The 21,398-nt window shown below is 59.1% G+C and carries 26 protein-coding genes; 12 read left to right on the top strand and 14 right to left on the bottom strand.

Annotated features, from left to right (window positions below; genetic code table 11):
- The 3 genes from rsmB to def are packed head-to-tail and all read right to left on the bottom strand — an operon-like array spanning window position 1 to window position 2,807.
- On the bottom strand, window positions 1-1,314 hold the full coding sequence (gene rsmB / locus AC4LE2_RS00080) for a 16S rRNA (cytosine(967)-C(5))-methyltransferase RsmB (RefSeq protein ID WP_491823207.1): 1,314 nt from the start codon (window positions 1,312-1,314) through the stop codon (window positions 1-3).
- Complete coding sequence (gene fmt, locus AC4LE2_RS00085; RefSeq protein ID WP_491823209.1) at window positions 1,311-2,243, bottom strand: methionyl-tRNA formyltransferase; 933 nt, start codon at window positions 2,241-2,243, stop codon at window positions 1,311-1,313. Before fmt ends, rsmB begins: the two co-directional genes overlap by 4 nt.
- A 57-nt stretch (window positions 2,244-2,300) precedes the next feature.
- A complete protein-coding gene (def, locus tag AC4LE2_RS00090; protein ID WP_491823211.1) occupies window positions 2,301-2,807 on the bottom strand; it encodes a peptide deformylase in 507 nt (168 codons plus the stop codon).
- A 154-nt stretch (window positions 2,808-2,961) separates the two neighbouring features.
- Here def and AC4LE2_RS00095 point away from each other — a divergent pair, with 154 nt between their 5' ends.
- The 3 genes from AC4LE2_RS00095 (at window position 2,962) to tsaC (ending at window position 5,769) form a co-directional block, all read left to right on the top strand.
- Complete coding sequence (locus AC4LE2_RS00095) at window positions 2,962-3,987, top strand: LysM peptidoglycan-binding domain-containing protein (protein WP_491823213.1); 1,026 nt, start codon at window positions 2,962-2,964, stop codon at window positions 3,985-3,987.
- A gap of 76 nt (window positions 3,988-4,063) precedes the next feature.
- On the top strand, window positions 4,064-5,176 hold the full coding sequence (dprA, locus tag AC4LE2_RS00100; protein WP_491823215.1) for a DNA-processing protein DprA: 1,113 nt from the start codon (window positions 4,064-4,066) through the stop codon (window positions 5,174-5,176).
- Window positions 5,177-5,214: 38 nt separating this feature from the next.
- The gene (gene tsaC, locus AC4LE2_RS00105; RefSeq protein ID WP_491823217.1) at window positions 5,215-5,769 is read left to right on the top strand and encodes an L-threonylcarbamoyladenylate synthase type 1 TsaC; all 555 of its coding nucleotides are present in this window, start codon (window positions 5,215-5,217) and stop codon (window positions 5,767-5,769) included.
- A gap of 33 nt (window positions 5,770-5,802) precedes the next feature.
- Here the strand turns inward: tsaC and AC4LE2_RS00110 are convergent, their stop codons facing one another.
- Complete coding sequence (locus AC4LE2_RS00110; protein WP_491823219.1) at window positions 5,803-6,777, bottom strand: NADPH:quinone reductase; 975 nt, start codon at window positions 6,775-6,777, stop codon at window positions 5,803-5,805.
- Window positions 6,778-6,929: 152 nt separating this feature from the next.
- Between AC4LE2_RS00110 and hemF the strand changes: the two genes are divergently transcribed.
- On the top strand, window positions 6,930-7,865 hold the full coding sequence (gene hemF, locus AC4LE2_RS00115) for an oxygen-dependent coproporphyrinogen oxidase (RefSeq protein ID WP_491823220.1): 936 nt from the start codon (window positions 6,930-6,932) through the stop codon (window positions 7,863-7,865).
- A gap of 9 nt (window positions 7,866-7,874) precedes the next feature.
- Complete coding sequence (aroE, locus tag AC4LE2_RS00120; protein WP_491823221.1) at window positions 7,875-8,696, top strand: shikimate dehydrogenase; 822 nt, start codon at window positions 7,875-7,877, stop codon at window positions 8,694-8,696.
- A gap of 24 nt (window positions 8,697-8,720) precedes the next feature.
- Here aroE and choX read toward each other — a convergent pair whose 3' ends face one another.
- The gene (gene choX, locus AC4LE2_RS00125; protein ID WP_491823222.1) at window positions 8,721-9,641 is read right to left on the bottom strand and encodes a choline ABC transporter substrate-binding protein; all 921 of its coding nucleotides are present in this window, start codon (window positions 9,639-9,641) and stop codon (window positions 8,721-8,723) included.
- Window positions 9,638-11,194, bottom strand: coding sequence for a choline-sulfatase (gene betC, locus AC4LE2_RS00130; protein WP_491823223.1), 1,557 nt, complete (start codon window positions 11,192-11,194; stop codon window positions 9,638-9,640). Before betC ends, choX begins: the two co-directional genes overlap by 4 nt.
- A 96-nt stretch (window positions 11,195-11,290) precedes the next feature.
- On the opposite strand from betC, the gene AC4LE2_RS00135 reads away from it, so the two are divergent.
- Window positions 11,291-12,199, top strand: a complete 909-nt coding sequence (locus AC4LE2_RS00135) for a choline sulfate utilization transcriptional regulator (RefSeq protein WP_491823225.1) — start codon at window positions 11,291-11,293, stop codon at window positions 12,197-12,199.
- A gap of 25 nt (window positions 12,200-12,224) precedes the next feature.
- On the opposite strand, the gene trpA is transcribed toward AC4LE2_RS00135, so the two are convergent.
- Both trpA and trpB read right to left on the bottom strand, forming a co-directional pair.
- On the bottom strand, window positions 12,225-13,037 hold the full coding sequence (gene trpA / locus AC4LE2_RS00140) for a tryptophan synthase subunit alpha (protein ID WP_491823227.1): 813 nt from the start codon (window positions 13,035-13,037) through the stop codon (window positions 12,225-12,227).
- Window positions 13,034-14,254 carry a tryptophan synthase subunit beta gene (trpB, locus tag AC4LE2_RS00145; RefSeq protein ID WP_491823229.1) on the bottom strand — a complete coding sequence of 407 codons (1,221 nt, stop codon included), beginning with the start codon at window positions 14,252-14,254 and terminating at the stop codon, window positions 13,034-13,036. Before trpB ends, trpA begins: the two co-directional genes overlap by 4 nt.
- A gap of 101 nt (window positions 14,255-14,355) precedes the next feature.
- Between trpB and AC4LE2_RS00150 the strand changes: the two genes are divergently transcribed.
- On the top strand, window positions 14,356-15,276 hold the full coding sequence (locus tag AC4LE2_RS00150; protein ID WP_491823231.1) for a LysR family transcriptional regulator: 921 nt from the start codon (window positions 14,356-14,358) through the stop codon (window positions 15,274-15,276).
- Here the strand turns inward: AC4LE2_RS00150 and AC4LE2_RS00155 are convergent.
- Window positions 15,249-15,575 carry an ElaB/YgaM/YqjD family protein gene (locus AC4LE2_RS00155; RefSeq protein WP_491823233.1) on the bottom strand — a complete coding sequence of 109 codons (327 nt, stop codon included), beginning with the start codon at window positions 15,573-15,575 and terminating at the stop codon, window positions 15,249-15,251. The two genes, AC4LE2_RS00150 and AC4LE2_RS00155, sit on opposite strands and share 28 nt — an antisense overlap.
- A gap of 157 nt (window positions 15,576-15,732) precedes the next feature.
- Between AC4LE2_RS00155 and AC4LE2_RS00160 the strand changes: the two genes are divergently transcribed.
- On the top strand, window positions 15,733-15,948 hold the full coding sequence (locus tag AC4LE2_RS00160) for a dodecin (RefSeq protein ID WP_491823234.1): 216 nt from the start codon (window positions 15,733-15,735) through the stop codon (window positions 15,946-15,948).
- Window positions 15,949-15,997: 49 nt separating this feature from the next.
- Window positions 15,998-16,219: a DUF1161 domain-containing protein gene (locus AC4LE2_RS00165; RefSeq protein ID WP_491823236.1), complete on the top strand. Its 222-nt coding sequence runs from the start codon at window positions 15,998-16,000 to the stop codon at window positions 16,217-16,219.
- Between the two features lie 51 nt (window positions 16,220-16,270).
- Here the strand turns inward: AC4LE2_RS00165 and AC4LE2_RS00170 are convergent, their stop codons facing one another.
- Complete coding sequence (locus tag AC4LE2_RS00170) at window positions 16,271-17,272, bottom strand: LLM class flavin-dependent oxidoreductase (RefSeq protein WP_491823238.1); 1,002 nt, start codon at window positions 17,270-17,272, stop codon at window positions 16,271-16,273.
- Between the two features lie 148 nt (window positions 17,273-17,420).
- Here AC4LE2_RS00170 and AC4LE2_RS00175 point away from each other — a divergent pair, with 148 nt between their 5' ends.
- Window positions 17,421-17,852: an OsmC family protein gene (locus tag AC4LE2_RS00175; RefSeq protein ID WP_491823240.1), complete on the top strand. Its 432-nt coding sequence runs from the start codon at window positions 17,421-17,423 to the stop codon at window positions 17,850-17,852.
- A gap of 52 nt (window positions 17,853-17,904) precedes the next feature.
- Window positions 17,905-18,105 carry a DUF1161 domain-containing protein gene (locus AC4LE2_RS00180; RefSeq protein WP_491823242.1) on the top strand — a complete coding sequence of 67 codons (201 nt, stop codon included), beginning with the start codon at window positions 17,905-17,907 and terminating at the stop codon, window positions 18,103-18,105.
- A 40-nt stretch (window positions 18,106-18,145) separates the two neighbouring features.
- Here AC4LE2_RS00180 and AC4LE2_RS00185 read toward each other — a convergent pair whose 3' ends face one another.
- Together AC4LE2_RS00185 and AC4LE2_RS00190 are read right to left on the bottom strand one after the other, a co-directional pair.
- Window positions 18,146-18,559, bottom strand: a complete 414-nt coding sequence (locus tag AC4LE2_RS00185) for a PA0061/PA0062 family lipoprotein (protein WP_491823244.1) — start codon at window positions 18,557-18,559, stop codon at window positions 18,146-18,148.
- Window positions 18,560-18,603: 44 nt separating this feature from the next.
- A complete protein-coding gene (locus AC4LE2_RS00190; protein WP_491823246.1) occupies window positions 18,604-19,017 on the bottom strand; it encodes a PA0061/PA0062 family lipoprotein in 414 nt (137 codons plus the stop codon).
- 58 nt (window positions 19,018-19,075) lie between these two features.
- On the opposite strand from AC4LE2_RS00190, the gene AC4LE2_RS00195 reads away from it, so the two are divergent.
- On the top strand, window positions 19,076-20,170 hold the full coding sequence (locus tag AC4LE2_RS00195) for an aminopeptidase (protein WP_491823248.1): 1,095 nt from the start codon (window positions 19,076-19,078) through the stop codon (window positions 20,168-20,170).
- Here AC4LE2_RS00195 and AC4LE2_RS00200 read toward each other — a convergent pair.
- Window positions 20,138-20,794, bottom strand: coding sequence for an HAD hydrolase-like protein (locus AC4LE2_RS00200; protein WP_491823250.1), 657 nt, complete (start codon window positions 20,792-20,794; stop codon window positions 20,138-20,140). The two genes, AC4LE2_RS00195 and AC4LE2_RS00200, sit on opposite strands and share 33 nt — an antisense overlap.
- Before the next feature lie 8 nt (window positions 20,795-20,802).
- Window positions 20,803-21,354 carry a gamma carbonic anhydrase family protein gene (locus AC4LE2_RS00205; protein ID WP_491828009.1) on the bottom strand — a complete coding sequence of 184 codons (552 nt, stop codon included), beginning with the start codon at window positions 21,352-21,354 and terminating at the stop codon, window positions 20,803-20,805.
- Window positions 21,355-21,398: the final 44 nt, after the last annotated feature.

Below are 21,398 nucleotides of genomic sequence, written 5' to 3' on the forward strand. Positions count from 1 at the left end.
TCAGGTTCGCTCGACCGCTGCAATTTTTATGAGTTTGGCGTAGTAAAACCCGTCGTGCCCGCCCGGTTGTGGGAATAACTGACGGCCATGCGTCTGACGCTCGCCAGCCTCCAACGGCAGGTCAAGCTCCCGGGCGCCTGGCGTTCGGGCAAGGAAGGCCGCGACGGTGTCGCTGTTTTCCATCGGCAGCACCGAGCAGGTGGCATACAGCAGGATGCCGCCTACCTCTAGCGTGCGCCATAACGCGTCCAGCAGCTCACCCTGCAGCGCGGCCAGCGCGGGAATGTCATCGGGCTGACGGGTTAGCTTGATGTCGGGGTGACGACGAATCACGCCTGTGGCTGAGCAAGGCGCGTCCAGCAGGATGCGTTGGAAGGGCGTACCGTCCCACCAGGCAGCAGTATCCCGGCCATCGGCGGCGCGAAGGTCTGCCTTCAAGCCCAGCCGTTCCAGGTTGGCCTCTACCCGGTGCAGCCGCTTGGCTTCCAGGTCAATGCCCAGCACATACCCCAATGCAGGGGTATGTTCGAGCAGGTGGCAGGTTTTACCGCCTGGGGCGCAGCAGGCGTCTACCACGCGTAGGCCCGGCTTGAGGTCGAGCAAGGTAGCCGCAAGCTGTGCGGCTTCATCTTGTACGCTCACCCATCCCTGGGCAAAACCGGGCAGGCCGGTAACGTCCATGGCGCCCGCCAGTGTGATGCCGTCAGCGCTGAACGGGCAGGCAACTGCGGTGATATCGGCCGCCTTTAGCAGCGTCAGGTAAGCATCACGGCTATGGTGGCGCTGGTTCACGCGCAAGGTCATGGGCGGGTGTTCATTGTTGGCGGCGCACAGGGCCTCCCATTGATGCGGCCAGGCAGCCTTCAGGGCTTTTTGCAACCAGCGCGGATGCGCAGTCCGCGCCACCGGGTCGCGCTCCAGGCCTGCCAGCAGGGCTTCACTCTCACGTTGGGCCCGGCGCAACACAGCGTTGAGCAGGGCTTTGGCCCAGGGTTTTTTCAGGGCTGTGGCACAGCCCACCGTTTCAGCAATAGCCGCATGGGCAGGAATTCGGGTGTACAGCAGCTGATAAAAGCCCATCAGCAGCAGAGCATAGACGTCTGCATCCCCAGGCTTGAATGGCTTTTGAAGCAGTTGCTCAGCCAATAGCGCCAAGCGGGGTTCCCAGCGAGCGGTACCAAAGGCCAGGTCCTGGGTAAGGCCACGGTCACGTGGCTCTACCCGCTCCAGCTGCACCGGCAAGGCACTATTGAGCGAGGCCTTGCCGTTGAGAACGGCAGTGAGTGCGCGGGCGGCGGCTAACCTGGGGTTCATTGGCCGAGTACCAGGCCGGGGGTGAAGCGCTCGCGTCGGCTGTTGTAGAGGTCCGCAAAGTTCAGGGGCTTGCCACCGGGCAGTTGCAGGCGAGTGAGGCACAGTGCGTCTTCGCCACAGGCGACCGTCAGGCCCTCTCGGCCAGCCGCGATCACTTCCCCCGGCATACCTCTGCCCTCCACGACCTGAGCGGCCAGCACCTTTACAACCTCTGCACCCAGTGTGCTGTGGCACACCGGCCAAGGGTAAAGCGCGCGTATTTGACGCTCCAGCTCCCTGGCAGGGCGAGACCACACCAAGCGCGCCTCGTCCTTGGTTAGCTTGTGGGCATAGGTGGCCAGGGTATCGTCCTGCGGCGTACCCTCAAGCATACCGCTGGCCAACCCTTCGATAGTCTCCAGCACAGCGGGTGGCCCCAATCGGGCCAGCCGGTCATGCAAGCTACCGCCGGTGTCTTGGGCACTGATGGGCGTAGTGGCTTTCAGCAGCATCGGCCCGGTGTCGAGGCCGGCCTCCATGCGCATGACAGTGACGCCGCTTTGCGCATCACCCGCTTCGATAGCCCGTTGGATAGGGGCAGCCCCCCGCCAGCGGGGCAACAGCGAGGCGTGGCTGTTGATACAACCCAGACGGGGAATGTCCAGGACTGCCTGGGGCAGAATCAAGCCGTAGGCTACGACCACCATCACGTCTGGATTCAGGGCGGCCAGCTCGGCCTGGGCTTGGGGGTCTCGCAGTGTTTGTGGCTGGTACACCGGTATGCCCTGTTGCTGGGCGAGTTGTTTTACTGGGCTGGGCATAAGTTTCTGGCCACGGCCAGCGGGGCGATCAGGCTGGGTATATACAGCAACCACGTGGTGGGCGCTGCCCAGTAATGCCTGCAAATGCTCGGCGGCGAACTCTGGGGTACCTGCAAACACTAGGCGCATGGGTTTCTCGCTGAAATGAAAAGGGCTTGCCGAAGCAAGCCCTTGGGCAGTGGCGGATCAGGCCTGCTGACGGTGCTGTTTTTCGAGTTTTTTCTTGATCCGGTCACGCTTGAGCGTGGACAGGTAGTCGACGAACAGCTTGCCATTGAGGTGATCGCACTCGTGCTGAATGCACACAGCCAGCAAGCCTTCGGCGATCAGCTCGTAGGCGTTGCCGTCACGGTCCAGCGCCTTGACCTTCACCTTCTGCGGGCGGTCTACGTTTTCGTAGAAGCCTGGTACCGACAGGCAGCCTTCCTGGTATTGATCCATTTCGTCAGTAAGGAATTCGAACTCGGGGTTAATGAAAACCCTGGGCTCGCTGCGGTCTTCGCTGAGGTCCATCACCACGACGCGCTTATGAACGTTCACCTGAGTAGCGGCCAGCCCGATGCCGGGCGCTTCGTACATGGTTTCAAACATGTCGTCGATCAGCGTGCGCAGTTCGTCGTCTACAACCGCAACCGGCTTGGCGATGGTACGCAGGCGCGGGTCCGGAAATTCGAGGATGTCTAAAATAGCCATATGCTTAAGTGCTGCACTGTGAGGTAAAGTCAGTGGAAAGGGCGCCGAGCGCTTGTTGAGCAGCTACTGCTCAGGGAAGGCACCACGGCAGCGCCTTGTAAGAGGGCTGGCGATGCGGCTTGACGAATGCGTACATGATAAAGGGATTCACGGCATGAGGAAATCATTACTCGCCCTGCTGCTGCTTGCCGGTGCAAGCCTGGCTCAGGCAGACGCACTGCTGCGCGACGGTCATCCACAGCGTTATACCGTGGTACAAGGCGATACCCTGTGGGACATCGCTGGGAAGTTTCTCAACCAGCCCTGGCAGTGGCCGCATATCTGGCATGCGAACCCCCAGGTCGCCAATCCAGACCTGATTTACCCAGGCGACTCCTTGGTGTTGAGCATGGTCGATGGCCAGCCGCAGCTTTACCTGGAGCGCGCGCAGTCCAGAGGTACCGTCAAGTTGTCTCCTCATGTACGCGCGAGCCCTGTTGCCGAAGCGATTCCGAGTATCCCGCTGGGCGCGGTCAATGCTTTTCTGGTCAATAACCGGATCGTCGATGACACCGCTGCCTTTGACGCAGCGCCCTACATCGTCGCGGGTAATCAGGAGCGGGTGCTTAGCGGCATGGGTGATCGGATTTATGCCCGCGGGCAGTTCGAGCCAGGCCATGTGGTGTATGGCATCTTCCGTCAAGGCAAGGTCTATACCGATCCAGATACCCAGGAAGTACTGGGCATCAATACCGATAACATCGGCGGCGCTGAAGTCGTCGGCACTGAAGGTGACATCGCCACGCTTAACCTGCAGCGCACGACCGTCGAAGTGAGGTTGGGGGACCGTCTGTTCACCAGCGAAGAGCATGCCGTCAACTCGACGTTCTTCCCTAGCCCGCCAGCTACGCCCGTAGAGGGCCGGATCATCGACGTGCCCAGGGGGGTGACGCAGATTGGCAAATATGACGTAGTTACCTTGAACAAAGGGCAACGCGACGGCCTGCAAGAAGGCAACATCCTGGCGATTTATAAAACCGGCGAGACAGTGCGCGACCGTATTACGGGTGAACAGGTGAAAATCCCTGACGAGCGGGCTGGCGTTCTGATGGTGTTCCGCGCGTACTCTAAATTGAGCTATGGTTTGGTGCTGAGCGCCACGCGCTCGCTGGCGGTGCAGGATAAAGTCCGTAACCCCTGATGCAGTCTTAAGTGTTATCAACACAGTTATCCACAGGATACGCAGTACCTGAGGAGGCCCGATCAAGGATGATCCCATGCCACTGTTTTCCCGCGACACGCCGCCCTTGGCGGAGCTCGAAGCGCGCCTGCGCCTTCACCAACTGCCTGACACAGGCCCTGCACATTTCCGTTTACTGATTAAGGCGTTTGGCTCAGCCAGCGCCGCGTTGTGCGCCCCGACTGCCGCCTGGCGTGCCCTGGGGTTGACTCAGGCCTCGGCCGAGGCGCGGCGCAACATTGCCGTCCGTGATGCCGCCAGCGCCGCGCTGCGTTGGCTCGAAGCGCCTGGGCATCAGGTTTTGTCGTTTGATAGCCCGGCCTACCCTGCCTTGCTTAACGAAATACCTAACCCACCCCCGCTGCTATTTGTGCGCGGTAACCCCGACATTCTCGAACGCCCGCAACTGGCTATGGTAGGCAGCCGTCGAGCGTCGACGCCGGGGCTGGATACTGCTCGGGCTTTTTCCAAGAGCTTGGCCGGCGCGGGTTTTGTTATTACCTCGGGCCTTGCTTTGGGAATAGACGGCGCGGCGCATCGAGCTGCTCTCGAGGCTGGAGGGGCTACAGTGGCGGTATTAGGCAATGGTCTCAAAACCATTTATCCACAGCGCCATGTTCGCCTTGCGCAAGACATCATTGAGCAAGGCAGTGCAGTGGTCTCTGAGTTCCCGCTGGACATGCCGCCTACCCGCGAAACCTTTCCGCAACGCAACCGCATTATCAGCGGGCTTTCCCTGGGTGTACTGGTGGTAGAAGCGAACATTGCCAGCGGCTCGCTGATCACGGCTCGCTTGGCCGCCGAACAGGGGCGCGAAGTGTTCGCCATTCCTGGTTCTATTCATCACCCTGGCATGAAAGGCTGCCATCAATTGATACGCGATGGCGCGCAGTTGGTAGAAACGGTACAGCACATTCTGGAAGGCCTGCGTGGGTGGCAAGGGCACTGCGCCGAACCCTTGCAAGCGGCACCCGAGGGGGATGAGGCAAGCCCGCTGTTACTGCATCTGGTAGCTGCGCCTCAGAGCGCCGAAAAGCTCGCCGACAGTGTAGGCCTGCCATTACCAAAAGTATTGGCCGCGCTAACCGAGCTGGAACTACAAGGTTTAGCGGTTTGTGAGGCCGGCCGTTGGTTTGGGCGAGCTGGCTAGCTACACTTCGCACCAGTCAAAGCACGGAGGAACGCACAATGAAGAGCAGTTGGCGAGCGCAGCAAGCTGCCCGGGACATTCGCGCCGGTGCGGTCATTGCCTATCCAACCGAAGCCGTGTGGGGGCTTGGGTGCGATCCGTGGAATGAAGAGGCGGTATACCGCCTGCTCGCGATCAAAGGGCGGTCTGTAGAAAAAGGCGTGATTCTGATCGCAGACAACATTCGGCAGTTCGACTTCCTGTTTGAAGACTTTCCTGCCGCGTGGCTCGACAAGATGGCCAGTACCTGGCCAGGGCCGAACACGTGGTTGGTGCCGCATCAGAACCTGTTACCCACCTGGATCACTGGCCAGCATGACAGCGTAGCGTTGCGGGTAAGCGATCACCCGCTCGTGCGGGAGCTGTGCGCCCTGGCTGGCCCTGTTGTCTCCACCTCGGCCAACCCCCAGGGCCGCCCCCCCGCCCGTAGCCGGCTGCGCGTTGAGCAGTATTTCCGAGGCCAGGTCGACAGGGTGATGGGCGGTGCGCTGGGGGGGCGCAAAAGCCCGAGCGTGATCCGTGACCTGCGCACGGGGGAGGTCGTACGGCCCTGAGGCCCACCGTGCGGCTAACGCGGCGCTACCGGGTCAGGGCAACAGGATGGTAGACCCGGTCGTCTTGCGGCTGGCCAGGTCGGTATGGGCAGTGGCAGCCTCTTCCAGGGTATAGCGCTGGTTGATGTCTACTGTGATCTTGCCACTGGCCAGCATATCGAACAGCTCATCTGCCATACCTTGTAGCGCGCCGGGTACGGCATAGCTGCCTAAGGTAGGCCGGGTGACGTACAGCGAACCTTTGCTGGCGAGTACACCCAAGTTAACGCCAGACACGGCGCCAGAGGCATTCCCGAAGCTCACTAGCAAGCCGCGTGGGGCCACACACTCTAGAGACACCTCCCAGGTGTCTTTACCTACGCCGTCGTACACCACCGGGCACTTTTGGCCTTTGGTGAACTCATGAACCCGGCGGGCTACGTCTTCATGGCTGTAGTTGATCACTTCCCAGGCCCCAGCGGCTTTGGCTTTGGCGGCTTTTTCTGCGGAGCTGACCGTCCCGATCACCTTGGCGCCCAACGCTGCGGCCCATTGGCAGGCCAACAGGCCTACGCCACCTGCTGCGGCATGGAACAAAATGGTTTCGCCACTTTGCAACCGGTAGGTTTGGCGCAGCAGGTATTGAACGGTAAGGCCTTTAAGCATCACAGCCGCCGCTTGTTCGAAACTGATTGCTTCTGGCAGCTTTACCACCGTTGCCGCAGGCAAGGTATGGACGTCACTGTAAGCGCCCAGCGGGCCACCGGCGTAGGCGACGCGATCGCCTACCTGCACTGTGGTGACATCGGCGCCTATGGCCTCCACCACGCCGGCACCTTCAGTGCCCAGGCCGGAAGGCAACGAAGGGGCCGGGTACAGCCCACTTCGAAAGTAGGTGTCGATGTAATTGAGGCCGATGGCATGATTGCGAACACGAACGTCGAGCGGCCCTGGTTCGGCTGGGCTGAACTGCGTCAGCTCTAGCACCTCGGGGCCACCATTGCGGGAAAACTGAATGCGCCTTGCCATCGGTGTAGGTCCTCTTGCGGGGGAATGAAGCCCTATCGGACGCCTTTCCATAGACCGGCGTCAACTCTCGTGGGTGGTGCCGATGGTATGCTACGCGGCAATTTTCAATGGCCGTCGACGCGGCGCTGACGTATCCGTGCATGAGGTAATCGATGAACACTCGCACCGAGGCTGTGAAGGCCTACCTGCTCGACCTGCAAGATCGCATTTGTGCCTCGCTGGAAGAGGAAGATGGCGGCGCGCGGTTTGTCGAAGATGCCTGGGAGCGGCCCGCAGGCGGTGGCGGCCGTACAAGGGTTATCGACAATGGCGCCGTCATTGAAAAAGGCGGGGTTAATTTCTCCCACGTACACGGCGCCGGATTGCCGCCTTCCGCCAGTGCTCATCGCCCCGAGCTGGCCGGTCGCTCCTTCGAAGCCTTGGGTGTGTCGCTGGTGATGCACCCGCACAACCCCCACGTACCCACCTCTCATGCCAATGTCAGATTCTTCATTGCCGAGCACGACACCGACGAGCCGGTGTGGTGGTTTGGTGGTGGTTTCGACCTCACCCCCTATTACGCTAACGAGGCAGATTGCATCCACTGGCATCGCGTCGCCGAACAGGCTTGCGCGCCCTTCGGGGCGGATGTGTACCCGCGCTACAAGGCATGGTGTGATCGCTACTTCCATATCAAGCACCGTAACGAGCCGCGCGGTGTGGGCGGATTATTCTTTGACGACCTCAATAGCTGGGACTTCGACACCAGCTTCGCGTTTATGCGGGCGATAGGGGACGCGTTCCTTCACGCGTATCTGCCCATTGTGCAACGGCGCCGCAATACGCCCTGGACCGACGCACAAAAAGAGTTTCAAGCCTATCGACGTGGCCGGTATGTGGAATTCAACCTCGTCTACGACCGTGGCACCCTGTTTGGGCTGCAATCAGGTGGCCGTACCGAGTCGATTCTCATGTCGCTGCCGCCTACCGTGCGCTGGGGCTATGACTGGAAGCCCGAGCCCGGCAGCGAGGAATCACGCTTGACCGAGTATTTCCTGCAAGACAGGGATTGGCTGGAAGAGAGTAAGACGGCTGGCCTACAGCCCTGAGGATTACCCATGGACCGTTATGTAGTGATAGGCAACCCTATTGGGCACAGCAAATCGCCCTCTATCCATCAGTGCTTTGCCGAGCAAACCGGGCAAGCCATGGAATACGCTACCCTGCTCGCGCCATTGGACGACTTCGCCACGACGGCCAAGGCGTTTTTCGAGGAAGGCCGCGGTGCCAACGTCACGGTGCCCTTTAAGGAGGAAGCGTGGCGCCTGTGTGATGAACTCACGCCTCGCGCACAGCGCGCAGGTGCAGTCAACAGCCTTACCCGTCTGAAGGACGGCCGCCTGCAGGGGGATAACACGGACGGTGAAGGCCTGGTACGCGACCTGCTGGATAACTGCGGCATTACCTTGGCAGGCGCACGCATTCTGCTGTTAGGCGCTGGCGGCGCAGCCCGTGGCGTAATTGAGCCCCTGCTGGTGCAGCGGCCACACTCTCTGGTGATCGCTAACCGAACGCTGGAAAAGGCGCAGGCGTTGGTGTCAGTGTTTTCCTCGATAGGGCCGATAACCGCCTTATCCTTCGACGCCTTGGCAGAACCTGTAGACCTGATCATCAACGCCACCGCCGCGAGCCTTGCAGGCGAGCTGCCCCCCGTGCCAGCAGGTGTGATTACGCCGGGCCATACGGTGTGTTACGACATGATGTATGGCGGTTCAGCCACGCCTTTTGCCATGTGGGCCATTGAGCGAGGGGCCGCCAGGGCGCTGGACGGCCTAGGGATGTTGGTTGAACAGGCCGCTGTTGCCTTCCAACACTGGCGAGGCGTCGAGGTAGACACCTCACCCGTGTTGAATGCCCTGCGCCAAGCCACCCTGCGTTAGCCCTGATGCGCAAGGAAGGGTAATTCAGAGCGCCGATTTAACCGCCGGCAGCCCTTCCTTGCCATCGAGGGTTTTTACGCCTTCGAGCCATGTTTCCAGCACCTTGGGATTGGCCTTGAGCCAAGCCTTGGCAGCCTCTGGGTTACTGATTTTCTTGTCTACTACCGTTGCCATGATGCTGTTTTCCATGTCTTGGCTAAACGTCATCTGGCTGAACAGCTTGGCCGCCTCTGGGCACGCTTCAGCGTAGCCATTGCGGGTCAGGGTATACACGCTACCTGTCTTGCCGAAGTACGCTTCACCCCCGGTCAGGTACTTCATTTTGAGTTTCACGTTCATGGGGTGAGGGGTCCAGCCCAGGAAGGCGATGAACTTCTTGGCCTTCACTGCGCGGTCTACCTGGGACAGCATCCCCTGCTCGCTGGATTCGACCAGCTTCCATTTGCCCAGGTCAAAATCGTTCTTCTTGATAATGTCCTGGATGGATTGGTTGGCAGGTGCTCCAGCCGCGATACCGTAGATTTTTTGATCGAACTTGTCGGCAAATTTATTCAGGTCTTTGAAATCATGTACGCCCGCTTCGTACACGTAGTCCGGCACTGCCAGGGTGAACTCAGTGCCTTTAAGGTTTTCAGTCAGCTGCGTGACCTTGTTGGTGGCCACGAACTGATCATGGAACCCCTGTTGGGCAGGCATCCAGTTGCCTAGAAAGACGTCGATCTGACCGTCGCGCAACCCACCGTAAGCGATGGGTACTGCAAGCGAATCCACTTTGGTCTCGTAACCCAAGCCCTTCAGCACCACGCCCGCCAAAGCGTTAGTGGCGGCGATGTCGCTCCAGCCGGGGTCGGCCATCTTCACGGTACTGCAGCTGTCTGCAGCATGAGCCGCCAGGCTCACAGACCCTAAGCTGGCCAGTAGCACTGCGGTAGATAGTTTCTTCATGGTCTTCCCCCTTCGTTTTGGTTTAATTGGCAGGGTTGCGGAAAACGTGCTTTGCGCTCCAGGTCGTCCAGGTCGATATGGTTGCGCATGTACTGCTGACTGGCGTCTACCAGAGGCTGGTGGTCCCAGCTCTTCAGCTTGCCCAGTGACAGCGCCAGCCCTACGAAGCGGCGACGTCGCTGGCTGGCCAATACTTGGTCATGGATCGCTGGCATGTCCCATTTGGCGCGGGCTTGTGCCATGAACTCGTTAAACACCTGTGCATGGTCTGGCGAGTCAGCAAGGTTTTCCTGTTCATGCGGGTCATTACGCACGTCATAGAACAGGCAGGGGTCTTGCTCACTGTAGATCAATTTATAATCGCCACGGCGGATCATCATGATCGGGGTGACCGTGCCTTCGGCCATGTACTCGCCTAACACCTCATCGTGACCGCCCTCCCCTTGCAAGTGGGACACCAACGAACGGCCATCCATGGGCAGGTCGTCCATCAGCGCACCGCCAGCCAACTCTACAAAGGTGGGAAGTAAATCTGCCGTGGACACAGAGGCGGACACACGGGCAGGTTCGAACTGGCTGGGCGACCATACCAACAGCGGTACCCGCGCAGCCATCTCGAACCAGTGCATTTTGTACCACAGGCCACGCTCACCCAGCATGTCGCCGTGATCGCCGCTGAACACAATGATGGTTTCGTGGAGCAGGCCCGTCTGCTCAAGCACTTCCAGCAGCTTGCCTATTTGGTCATCGATGTAGCTGCACGCCCCGAAATACGCCCGGCGGGCATCCCGCACTTTGTCATCGGGCAGTGGTTTGTCCCACAGGTCGTACACCTTCATCAGCCGTTGGGAATGGGCGTCCAGTTCATCCTGAGGCGGCGTTGGGCGCGGCAGAGGAATATCGGTATCGCTGTAGCGGTCCCAGTACTGGGCAGGAATGGTGTAGGGGTCGTGAGGGTGTGTCATCGACACGGTGAGGCAAAAAGGCTGTTCATCGCCTCTGCGCACGTGATCGTACAGGTATTGGCGCGCCTTGAAGACCACTTCGTCGTCGAAGTCGAGCTGGTTGGTACGCACGCACGGGCCTGCCTGTAGCACCGATGCCATGTTGTGGTACCAAGTAGGCCGCTCAGCCGGTTCATCCCAGTTCACCACCCAACCGTAATCCGCCGGATAGATGTCACTGGTCAGACGCTCTTCGAAGCCATGCAGTTGGTCAGGCCCGCAGAAGTGCATCTTGCCTGATAGCGCGGTGTGGTAGCCGAGGCGGCGAAGGTAATGGGCGTAGGTAGGGATGTCTGCCGGGAAGTCCGCAGCGTTGTCATAGCCCCCAATCTGGCTGGGCAGCTGCCCACTCATCAGGGTGAAGCGCGATGGCGCGCACAGGGGGCTGTTGCAGTAAGCGGAGTCGAACACGACACCGCCTTCAGCCAAACGTGACAAATTTGGCATCTGGATCGGTGAAGGGTTGTACAAAGGCAGCATGGGCGCAGCCATCTGATCGGCCATGATGAATAAAATATTCTTGCGCTTCGCCGAAGCCGGGCGTTCCATAGTTGTACCTTATGCCAGTGAGCCTATATTCAGGATGAGCGCACCCTGGCTACTGGTAAATCCCGTCTCGGCTAATGCCTAGGATAAGTAGAGCTTATGTTTGCGCACCTTGGGGCGCTGTCCCTGGATACTTTACGCATTTTCGAGTCGGCCGCGCGGCACAGCAGTTTCACCGCAGCGGCCATAGAGTTGGGTACGACCCAGCCTGCCGTCAGCCAGCAAATCAAACGGCTTGAAGCACAGCTGAAATTGCGATTATTTGACCGGGTCTACCGGGGGATCGCCTTGACCGAGGCAGGCAACCGTCTTTACCAGCAGGTAGCGGAGGGGCTTCAGTGCTTTGAAAACGGCTTGTTGGATGCCACAGACCATGGCCACCATGAAGTGCTGCAAGTGGCGACCGATTTTGCATTCGCAGCGTATTGGCTGATGCCGCGCTTGCACCGATTCCACCAAGCCAACCCACACGTGGACGTGAGCATCGTGACTGGCGAGCGCACCCACGCCATGTTACGCAGCGATACCGATATTGCCATCCTGTTCGGAGACGGGCGCGTGCCCGGCCATGCCAAAAGCCAGTGGTTATTCAACGAAGAAGTCTTTCCGGTGTGCAGCCCTGGTTTATTAAAGGGGCATACGCTGCCGTTGTCGGCGGCCACGCTGCGCAATCTGCCTTTGCTTCACCTGCGCAGTGGCCAGGGCAACCGCTGGTTCGACTGGGCCGGGCTGTTCCGCGCGCTGAACATTTCCTCAGCGCCCGCCCCTGGGCAATTGCGTTTTGACAATTACACCCTGCTTATCCAGGCAGCGATTGGAGGCCAGGGCGTTGCTATTGGCTGGCGCCATTTGGTGGATAACCTGCTGGAGCAAGGGCTGCTCTGCAGGCCTATTGTCGCCAGCGTGCATTCACCTCTGGGGTACCACCTGTTGCTACCACCTCGCAAACGACGCGGCCGCATGATCGAACGCTTCGTTGAGTGGCTCATGACCGAACAGGCGCCCTGAGGAAGGGCGCCTGTTTAATGTACCGCTAGGCCTTGCGCGCCTTGCGAACACCCTCTGCCAACTCGCCACACAAGGCCAGTACATCATTGACGGCCTGCTGTGCTTGAGCGGCCTTTGCGATCTTGTCGACCAGCGCCGAGCCCACGACTACGCCATCGGCCAACCGAGCGATGGTCGCAGCCTGCTCTGGGGTACGGATACCAAAGCCAACGCTGACAGGCAGCGTTGTGTGTTTGCGCAATCGGGTGATGGCGGCCGTAATCTGTTCGGTGGTGGCCGAGCCTGCGCCGGTCACACCTGCCACCGATACGTAGTATACAAAGCCCGAGCTACGCTCCAGTACACGAGGCAGCCGATTGTCGTCGGTGGTAGGGGTAGCCAGACGAATAAAATCGATGCCTGCTGCCTGAGCAGGCGTGGCCAGTTCGGCATCATGCTCAGGTGGCAGGTCGACAATGATCAGGCCATCCACACCCACCTCACGCGCTTGGGCCACAAAGGCTTCTACGCCAAAACGGTGAATAGGGTTGTAGTAACCCATGAGTACTAGGGGCGTTGTGTTATCACTCTCGCGGAAGGCGCGGACCATTTGCAGGGTTTTAGCCAAGGTTTGGCCCGCTTCCAGCGCCCGCATCGTAGCCAATTGAATGGCAACACCGTCTGCAATGGGGTCTGTGAACGGCATGCCCAGCTCGATCACGTCGGCACCGGCAGCCGGGAGCCCCTTTAGTATCTCCAGGGACGCCTCATAGCCAGGGTCGCCTGCGGTCACGAATGTGACCAAGGCAGCGCGCCCTTCGGCTTTAAGGTCGTTGAAGCGTTGTTCGAGGCGGCTCATACCAGATTCTCCTGCGTGTCGCCCAAATGGTTCATGACCGTTTGCATGTCCTTGTCACCACGGCCTGACAGGCAGACAACCATCAAGTGATCTTTTGGCAGGGTGGGAGCAAGGCGGATCGCTTCTGCCAAGGCGTGGGCGGTCTCCAGCGCAGGAATGATGCCTTCCGTGCGGCAGGTTATGTGGAACGCTGCCAGGGCTTCGTCATCGGTGATGCTGACATACTCGACGCGCTTGACCTCATGCAACCACGCGTGCTCGGGGCCGATACCGGGGTAATCCAGGCCTGCGGAAATAGAGTGAGCGTCGGTAATTTGGCCATCGCCATCTTGTAGCAAATAGGTGCGGTTACCGTGAAGCACACCAGGCACGCCACCGTTGAGGCTGGCCGCATGCTTGAGCGTGGTAACGCCGTGGCCGCCCGCTTCTACACCAATGATGCGTACGCTGCTGTCATCCAGGAACGGGTGGAACAGGCCCATGGCATTGGAGCCGCCCCCTACGCAGGCCACCAGGCTGTCTGGCAGGCGCTGTTCTTTCTCCAGTATCTGCTCACGAGTTTCCTTGCCGATGACAGACTGGAAATCGCGGACCATGGCCGGGTAAGGGTGAGGGCCAGCAACAGTGCCGATCATGTAGAAGGTGTCTTCGATGTTGGTTACCCAGTCACGAAGTGCCTCGTTCATCGCGTCTTTCAGCGTGCCGGTACCCGAGGTCACAGGCACGATTTCCGCGCCCAGCAGCCTCATGCGGAACACGTTGGCCTGCTGGCGCTCGATGTCGGTTGCGCCCATGTAAATCACACAAGGCAACCCGAACCGTGCAGCGACGGTTGCCGTGGCCACACCATGCATGCCCGCGCCGGTTTCCGCGATCAAGCGCTTTTTGCCCATACGCTTGGCCAGCAATACCTGACCAATGCAGTTGTTTACTTTATGGGCACCGGTGTGGTTCAGCTCTTCGCGCTTGAAGTAGATCTTGGCGCCACCGCAGTAGTCGGTCAGCCGCTCTGCGAAGTACAACGGGTTAGGGCGGCCAATGTAGTCACGTTGGAAATAGGCCAACTGTTCCAGAAATTCTGGGTCTTGCTTGGCAAGCTCGTATTCACGGGCCAGATCAAGTACCAAGGGCATCAGGGTTTCGGCTACGTAGCGCCCGCCAAAGGCACCAAAGAGGCCGTTGGCATCGGGGCCGTTGCGCAAAGTATGAGCATTCATCGCAGGCTTCCAGACAGAGATCAGATGGGAAGACTTTAACGGCGGCAGCCATGATTGAAAACCGATAAGATCGCAACAACCTGTTAGGAAAACTCACAGATATGAGCCGCGATCTTCCCTCGCTCAACGCCCTTCGGGCATTCGAAGCCACCGCACGCTTGGGCAGCCTTAGCCAGGCGGCACGCCAGCTGAATGTCACCCACGGGGCCATTAGCCGTCAGTTGAAGGCACTGGAGGCTGAGCTTGGGATCGCGTTGTTTAGCAAGGATGGGCGTGGCCTGAAGCTCACGCCAGCCGGAGTGCGGCTACGAGAGGCCAGTACCTTGGCATTCGACAAGCTGCGAGAGGTGTGCGCTGAGTTAGCGCTGGCCGATCAGGACGCCCCGTTCGTGCTGGGTTGCTCGGGCAGCCTGCTGGCCAGGTGGTTTATTCCACGGTTGGGCCGTTTGAATACGGACTTGCCTGACCTGCGCATACACCTGTCAGCCAGTGAAGGGGACCTTGATCCTGCAAGCCCTGGCATCGATGCGTTGCTGGTGTTCGCAGAGCCGCCTTGGCCTGCGGATATTCAGGTGCATGAATTGGGGGCAGAATACGTCGGGCCGGTGGTTAGCCCTTATTACCCTCACAGCGCGCGCTTGTCTGGCATGGCGCCCAGTGCGGTGTTGAACGAAACCTTACTGCAAACAGCCTCACGGCCCCAGGCATGGCCTGAGTGGGCGCAAACCCATGGCGTAGACAGCAGCCGTCTTGAGTTCAGCCAGCACTTCGAACATTTGTACTATTTGCTTGAAGCGGCAGCTGCGGGGCTGGGCATTGCAATAGCCCCGCATGCGCTGGTAGCTGACGACCTGCAGGCAGGTCGGCTAGTGGCACCCTGGGGTTTTTCTAAAACCCCGGCAAGCCTCGCCTTATGGGTGCCGCACCGCCGTACTGGCCGCCGGGCCGAGCGCCTGGCCAGTTGGTTAAAGCTTGAATTGGCGCGTCAGGTCGATCAGTTGGAGCGCTTGCACATCAAGTAAGCCACCAGCAGGCCTACAGCACCTACTGCGATGCCAGCGGTGGTCATGGGGTGCTCTTGAGCGTATTCCCGGGTAGCAAGGCTGGTTTCACGGGTGCGCACTTTCACGTCTTCATACACGTCAGCCAACAGGCTGCGGGAATGCTTGAGGGCAGTCTCGGCGTTGGCTTTGAGCACTTTCAAGGTCTTGCGCGACTCTTCCGAGGCATCGCCCTTGAGGCCTTCCAACGAACGAAGCAGGCTTTCGATTTCTGCTTCCATGCTTTGCAGCGACGCTTTGCGCAGCGAATTATTAGCCATGTCTCACTCCTGCTTGGGTAGTTTTGGTGTAAAGGTCCGACTGCGCCGCTTGGTAAAAGTGCGACTTGCGTGAACTTTTGCCTGTGCGTTACCCACAGATGTAAACGGAGCCACCAGCCTGTTGCCGGTGGCAGTGGTAATGACCCAGGAGTTGTATATGAGCGATCATCACACGTACAAGAAAGTAGACATCGTTGGTTCATCGACCATTGGCGTTGACGACGCCATCCGTAATGCCATCGCGGAAGCCTCTAAAAGCATCAAGAACATGCAGTGGTTTGAAGTGACTGAAACGCGCGGTCATATTGAAGATGGCGCAGTGGCACATTTCCAAGTCACCATGAAGGTCGGCTTCAAGATCGAAAACAGCTGATAGGCGCCGGCACTGGCCGTGCATTCAAATCGATTGAAGGATCATGACGATGAAAAAAGTCTTGTTGGCAGCAGTGACGTTCAGCCTGGCGGGCAGTGCTCTGGCCGCTGGTAAATCGTGCGATGAGCTCAAGGGCGAGATTGATGCGAAGATCCGGGCCAAGGGCGCCTCGGGCTACTCCCTGGATGTCGTTGACAAAGGCAGTGCGGCAGATGGCAAGGTGGTCGGAAGCTGCGAAGGTGGAACCAAGGAGATTGTCTACAAGCGTTAATTAATGCCTCGCCGCCGTTATCTCGGGCTAGGGATAACGGCGGAAGATAGCTTAGCCACGCATTACCTCGGCCAATAACTCGTACGACCTCACACGGTCGGTGTGCTCATACAGGTCACAGGTAAAGATCAGCTCATCTGCTTGAGTCTGCGACACCAAGACCTCAAGCCTGGCGCGTATCTTTTGTGGGCTGCCTACCACCGCCATTCCCAAGAAGCTTCCTACTGCATCCTTCTCGTGCGGTAGCCACAAGCCTTGCATGCTCTCAACGGGCGGCTGCAGCATCAGGCTCTCGCCACGAATCAGGTTCAATATTCGCTGATAGCCAGAGGTCGCCAGGTAGTCGGCGCGGTCATCGCTGTCTGCCGCAACCAACGGTATCCCCAGCATCACATAGGGCTTGTCGAGGAATGCCGAAGGCGTGAAGTGATCGCGGTAAACGCGAATGGCCTCATGCATCATGCGCGGCGCGAAGTGCGAGGCGAATGCATAGGGTAGGCCACGCATGCCTGCGAGCTGCGCGCTAAACAGGCTCGACCCGAGTAACCACACCGGAACCTTTGTCCCGATACCCGGCACCGCAATCACCCGCTGCCCCGGCGTGCGATCGCCTAGGTAAGCCAGTAGCTCCTCGACGTCCTGCGGGAAGTCATCAGCGCTGCCACTGCGCTCCCTTCTCAGGGCCCTGGCGGTCAGTTGGTCGGAACCCGGTGCCCGGCCCAGGCCTAGATCGATGCGGCCAGGATAGAGGCTTTCAAGCGTGCCAAACTGTTCGGCAATGACCAGCGGAGCATGGTTAGGCAGCATAACGCCGCCCGACCCGATGCGAATACGCTCGGTGCCGCCTGCCAGGTAGCCTAAAAGGACCGAGGTGGCAGAGCTGGCGATACCGTCCATGTTGTGGTGTTCAGCAACCCAGAACCGGTTGTAGCCGAAACGCTCTGCATGCTGAGCGAGGTCCAGGGAATTGCGCAGCGCTTGAGCTGGGCCGGTCTCCTTGCGAACAGGTACCAGATCCAGTGCAGAAAATTTAACGTCAGATAACGATTTCATAAATACTCCAAAAAGAGACACCCCCGCGCCTTTTCTTGTCTGATAACACAGTGAACGTTTTGACCTGCTTTCGCAAATCCGGGGTGAACTTGCCGAAGCCGTCCCCCCTCTGAACCTGAGACAGCCACTATTCACGAGGACTCAGCGCATGATAGTTAAAACAGCATCAGCGGTATGGAAAGGCGGTCTGAAAGACGGCCAAGGCGAAATTTCGACCGAAACCGCCGTACTCAAGAGGGCTCCCTACGGTTTCAAGACACGTTTTGAAAACGGCCCTGGCACTAACCCTGAAGAGCTGATCGGTGCGGCGCATGCCGGTTGTTTCTCTATGGCGCTGTCCATGATCTTGGGCGAAGCGAATTTAACCGCAGATCAAATCGATACCAAGGCTGCTGTCACCCTAGAAAAACTGGATGACGGCTTTGCCATCACTAAGGTCCACCTGACCCTTAATGCCAAGGTACCGGGTGCAACTGAAGAGCAATTCCAAGAGTTGGCCAATAAGGCTAAAGAAGGTTGCCCTGTCTCTAAAGTGCTCACGGGCGCTGAGATTACCCTCGATGCTACCCTGCAGGGTTAACGCCTTTGGGCGGGGGGCCGTATCCCAAGCGATCGTGGCCGGGGCACTTGCCTTGGCTACGGTTTCGGCCGTGGCTGCGCCCAAAGACTGCGGCGAATTGAAAGCTGAAATCGAGGCCAAGATTCAGTCACAGGGCGTAGAGGCCTATACGCTTGAAGTAGTGCCGGCGGCTGAGGCGAAAGACCCGAGTATGGTGGTAGGCAGCTGTGATAACGGCACTCAGCGGATCCTGTATCAAAAGAACGATACCTGACGCCCGCCGCTCTAACCCACAGGTTGGCTAGTGGGACCTGTTAGAACAAGCAGTTCACGTCTCGCGCTGTCGCCACCTTTACGCCTTGGGGGTCATACAGCATGGCGAGCGTGCTAAGCCCCAAGTTGCGCGCCTCCAGACGGTAGCGTTGCCCTGCTTGGAAGCTCTCATACCGCAGCGTGATATAGCAAATGCGCTCTATGGGTTGCCCCATTGGCAGCAGCGGCTGAGTTACCTCGTAGTCGAAGCGCACCATTAAGTCATGACCGCCTGGGGCCAATTGGAAATAGCGCCCGTCGCTTAGCCGCACGCTGTCCAATCGCTCGGCCATTACCAGTTTGCCGGTACGCGTAAACAGCTCTACCCAAGCCTGGTCAGGGTCCTGCGCGGGCATTGGCAGGTTCGTGCAGCCGCTGAGCAACAACAGGCTGGCGATCAAGGTGTAACGCGACATGGCCTACCTCCAGCAGAAGGTTAAATCATACGTTTGCCGCAGCCTTATGCACCTTGGCAGCCGGCAGGTTGTGCGCGCCCTACAAGTCGCCGTTGCTCGTCATAGAGCTTGGCCCAAGGCGTGAAGCCTAGATTGCCCGCTTCGAGCTGATAACGTTCACCTGCATTGAAGTGGCTGTACTTGAGGTTGAGCTGGCAGTCCCTGCTCAGGGGCGTAGCCTGGGGGCCGATATTGTCCGGGGCTACTGTAAAGAGGTAACGCATGGTCAACTCATGACTGCCAGGCTGGACTTCGAAGTAACGGTGATCGTCCAAGGTCTGGGCATCTACTTGTTGAGCATGCAAAGCGTTGGGCTGTGGCACCTGTAGGTCAACCCATGCCTGGTTGGGATCAGGGTTTGGCAAGCCCATGCAACCGGTGAGGCTCACCAAGGCAGCCAGTAACAAGATTTCACGCATTGGAAGGCTCCAGCAGGCATGCTACTCCCGTCCTGGGTACTTGTAAGCGGCCTGCCTCATGTTCGCGATTATTGTCAGGCGTCCACGCCACGGCTCACTCGACCGTTTTTATCGGGTATTGGTTCCCCTGATGGGTGCATTTCTGCTCAATGGTTGCACGACCTTTAGCTACTATCAGCAACTGGCAGAGGGGCAATTATCACTACTTCGCGCTCGAGAGCCAGTAGGTGATGTGATCGCCGACAGTCACCGTGATCCGGTGCTTCGTGAACGCCTTGCAGAGGCTCAAAAGGCCAGGGCATTCGCTACCCAGCGCCTGGGCCTGCCGGATAATCAAAGTTACCGTGTGTACGCAGATATCCACCGTCGGTTCGTGGTGTGGAACCTGTTTGCCACGCCTGAATTTTCTCTGGTACCGCTTGAGCACTGCTTCCCTATCGCGGGGTGCGTGGCGTATCGAGGCTACTACCAACAAGGTCGTGCACGGGGCGCTGCCGCCCTGTTACAGCAGCAAGGCATGGATGTTTATGTGGGTGGCGTGGAAGCTTATTCCACCCTGGGGTGGTTCGCTGATCCGATCCTCAACTCAATGGTGGGCTGGGGTAGCGAGCGTTTGGCCACCTTGATCTTCCATGAGCTTGCCCATCAGCAGGTCTACGTCGCAGGCGATACCTCCTTCAATGAGTCGTTCGCGACCTTCGTCGAGCAAGAGGGTACGCGTCAGTGGCGAGCAGCCCGCGGGCTGCCCCCCGACCCGGACAGCCAGAATGATCGCCGCAAGGCGTTTATCGAACTGGTACTTGGGCTGCGTCAGCGCCTTGAAGCCCTTTACACCCAACCCCTTGCGCCTGCTGCCATGCAGGCCGCCAAAGCGGCTGAAATTGAACGCCTGCGCCAGGATTATTATCACGTGCGGGCTACCCAGTGGAACGGAAAGGGGCCCTATGACGCATGGGTCGACGGCCCGATCAATAACGCCAAGCTGTTGCCGTTTGGGCTCTACGATCAATGGGTGCCAGCGTTTGCCGCGTTGTTCCACCAGCAAGGCGGGAATTGGTCACGGTTTTACGACGCGGTGCGTGCGCTTGGGGGCTTGCCTCCCGCAGCGCGGCAGCGCGCGCTACAGGCGCTGGTCGATAAAAGCCTGGTGTAGCTGCGTTACCGTCTGGAAGTAAAACGCCGGAGCCTGCGCGTTAAGTTCTTCGAAGCTACCGAAGCCATACCCTACAGCCGCAGCTGCCAACCCGTTGCAGTGAGCGCCAATGAGGTCATGCTCGCGGTCGCCGATCATTAGCGTGGTATCAGGCGCAAGCTGCTCGGTTTCCAGTAAGTGGGCAATAAGCTCCACCTTGTTGCTACGCGTTCCATCCAGTTCGCTGCCGTAGATCAGGTTGAAGTGACGATCAAACCCAAAATGACGGGCGACCTCCTGCGCAAACACTGAAGGCTTGGACGTGGCGATAAACAGCGCTCGATCTTGATTGCGAAGGGTATCAAGCAGTGGGATCACGCCCTCGTAGAGCAGGTTTTCATAAAGGCCTGTGCGGGTCAGGCGCGCTCGATGATGACCCAACACCTCCCACGCCTTGGCTTTGTCGAACCCGTAGCACTGCATCAGTGCCTCCAGCAGCGGCGGGCCGATAAAATGCTCAAGCCCGCTGAGTTCGGGCTCCTGGATACCTATTTGAGCCAAGGCATACTGAATCGAGCGGGTGATGCCTTCACGCGGGTCGGTGAGGGTGCCGTCCAGGTCGAACAGGATGTTTTCATACCGCATGGCAATGCTCACAGGGGAGAGCGATCGAAACCCTCGGCCAAGTAGCGGTCTTTGAGTTTGACGTAGTTGCTGGCAGTGTAGCTGAAGAAACCACGCTCTTTTTCTGTCAGCGGGCGGACTTGCCGGGCCGGGCTGCCCATGTACAGGAACCCGCTCTGCAAGGTCTTGCCTGGGGATACGAGGCTGCCAGCACCAATAATCACCTCGTCCTCTACCACCGCACCGTCCATCACGGTACTGCCCATGCCAACCAGAATCCGGCTGCCAAGGGTGCAACCGTGGAGCATTACCTTATGGCCGATGGTGACGTCGTCGCCGATCAGCAGGGGAAAGCCTCCTTCGTTGTAGGGCCCGGCATGGGTGATGTGCAGGACGCTACCGTCTTGCACACTGGTCCTGTTCCCGATACGGATCTTGTGCATATCGCCGCGTACCACTGTCAAAGGCCAGATGGAGCTGTCCTCGCCGATTTCCACGTCACCAATGATGACTGCACCGGCGTCGACAAAGGCGCGTGCGCCTATAAGGGGAGTGGCCCCGGCGAATGTACGAATCACGATAGTCTCCTTCTTTACCCACGATAGTGCCCATCGGTGCTGCGAGG

It is taken from the genome of Pseudomonas sp. 9.3L (genome assembly GCF_058536285.1).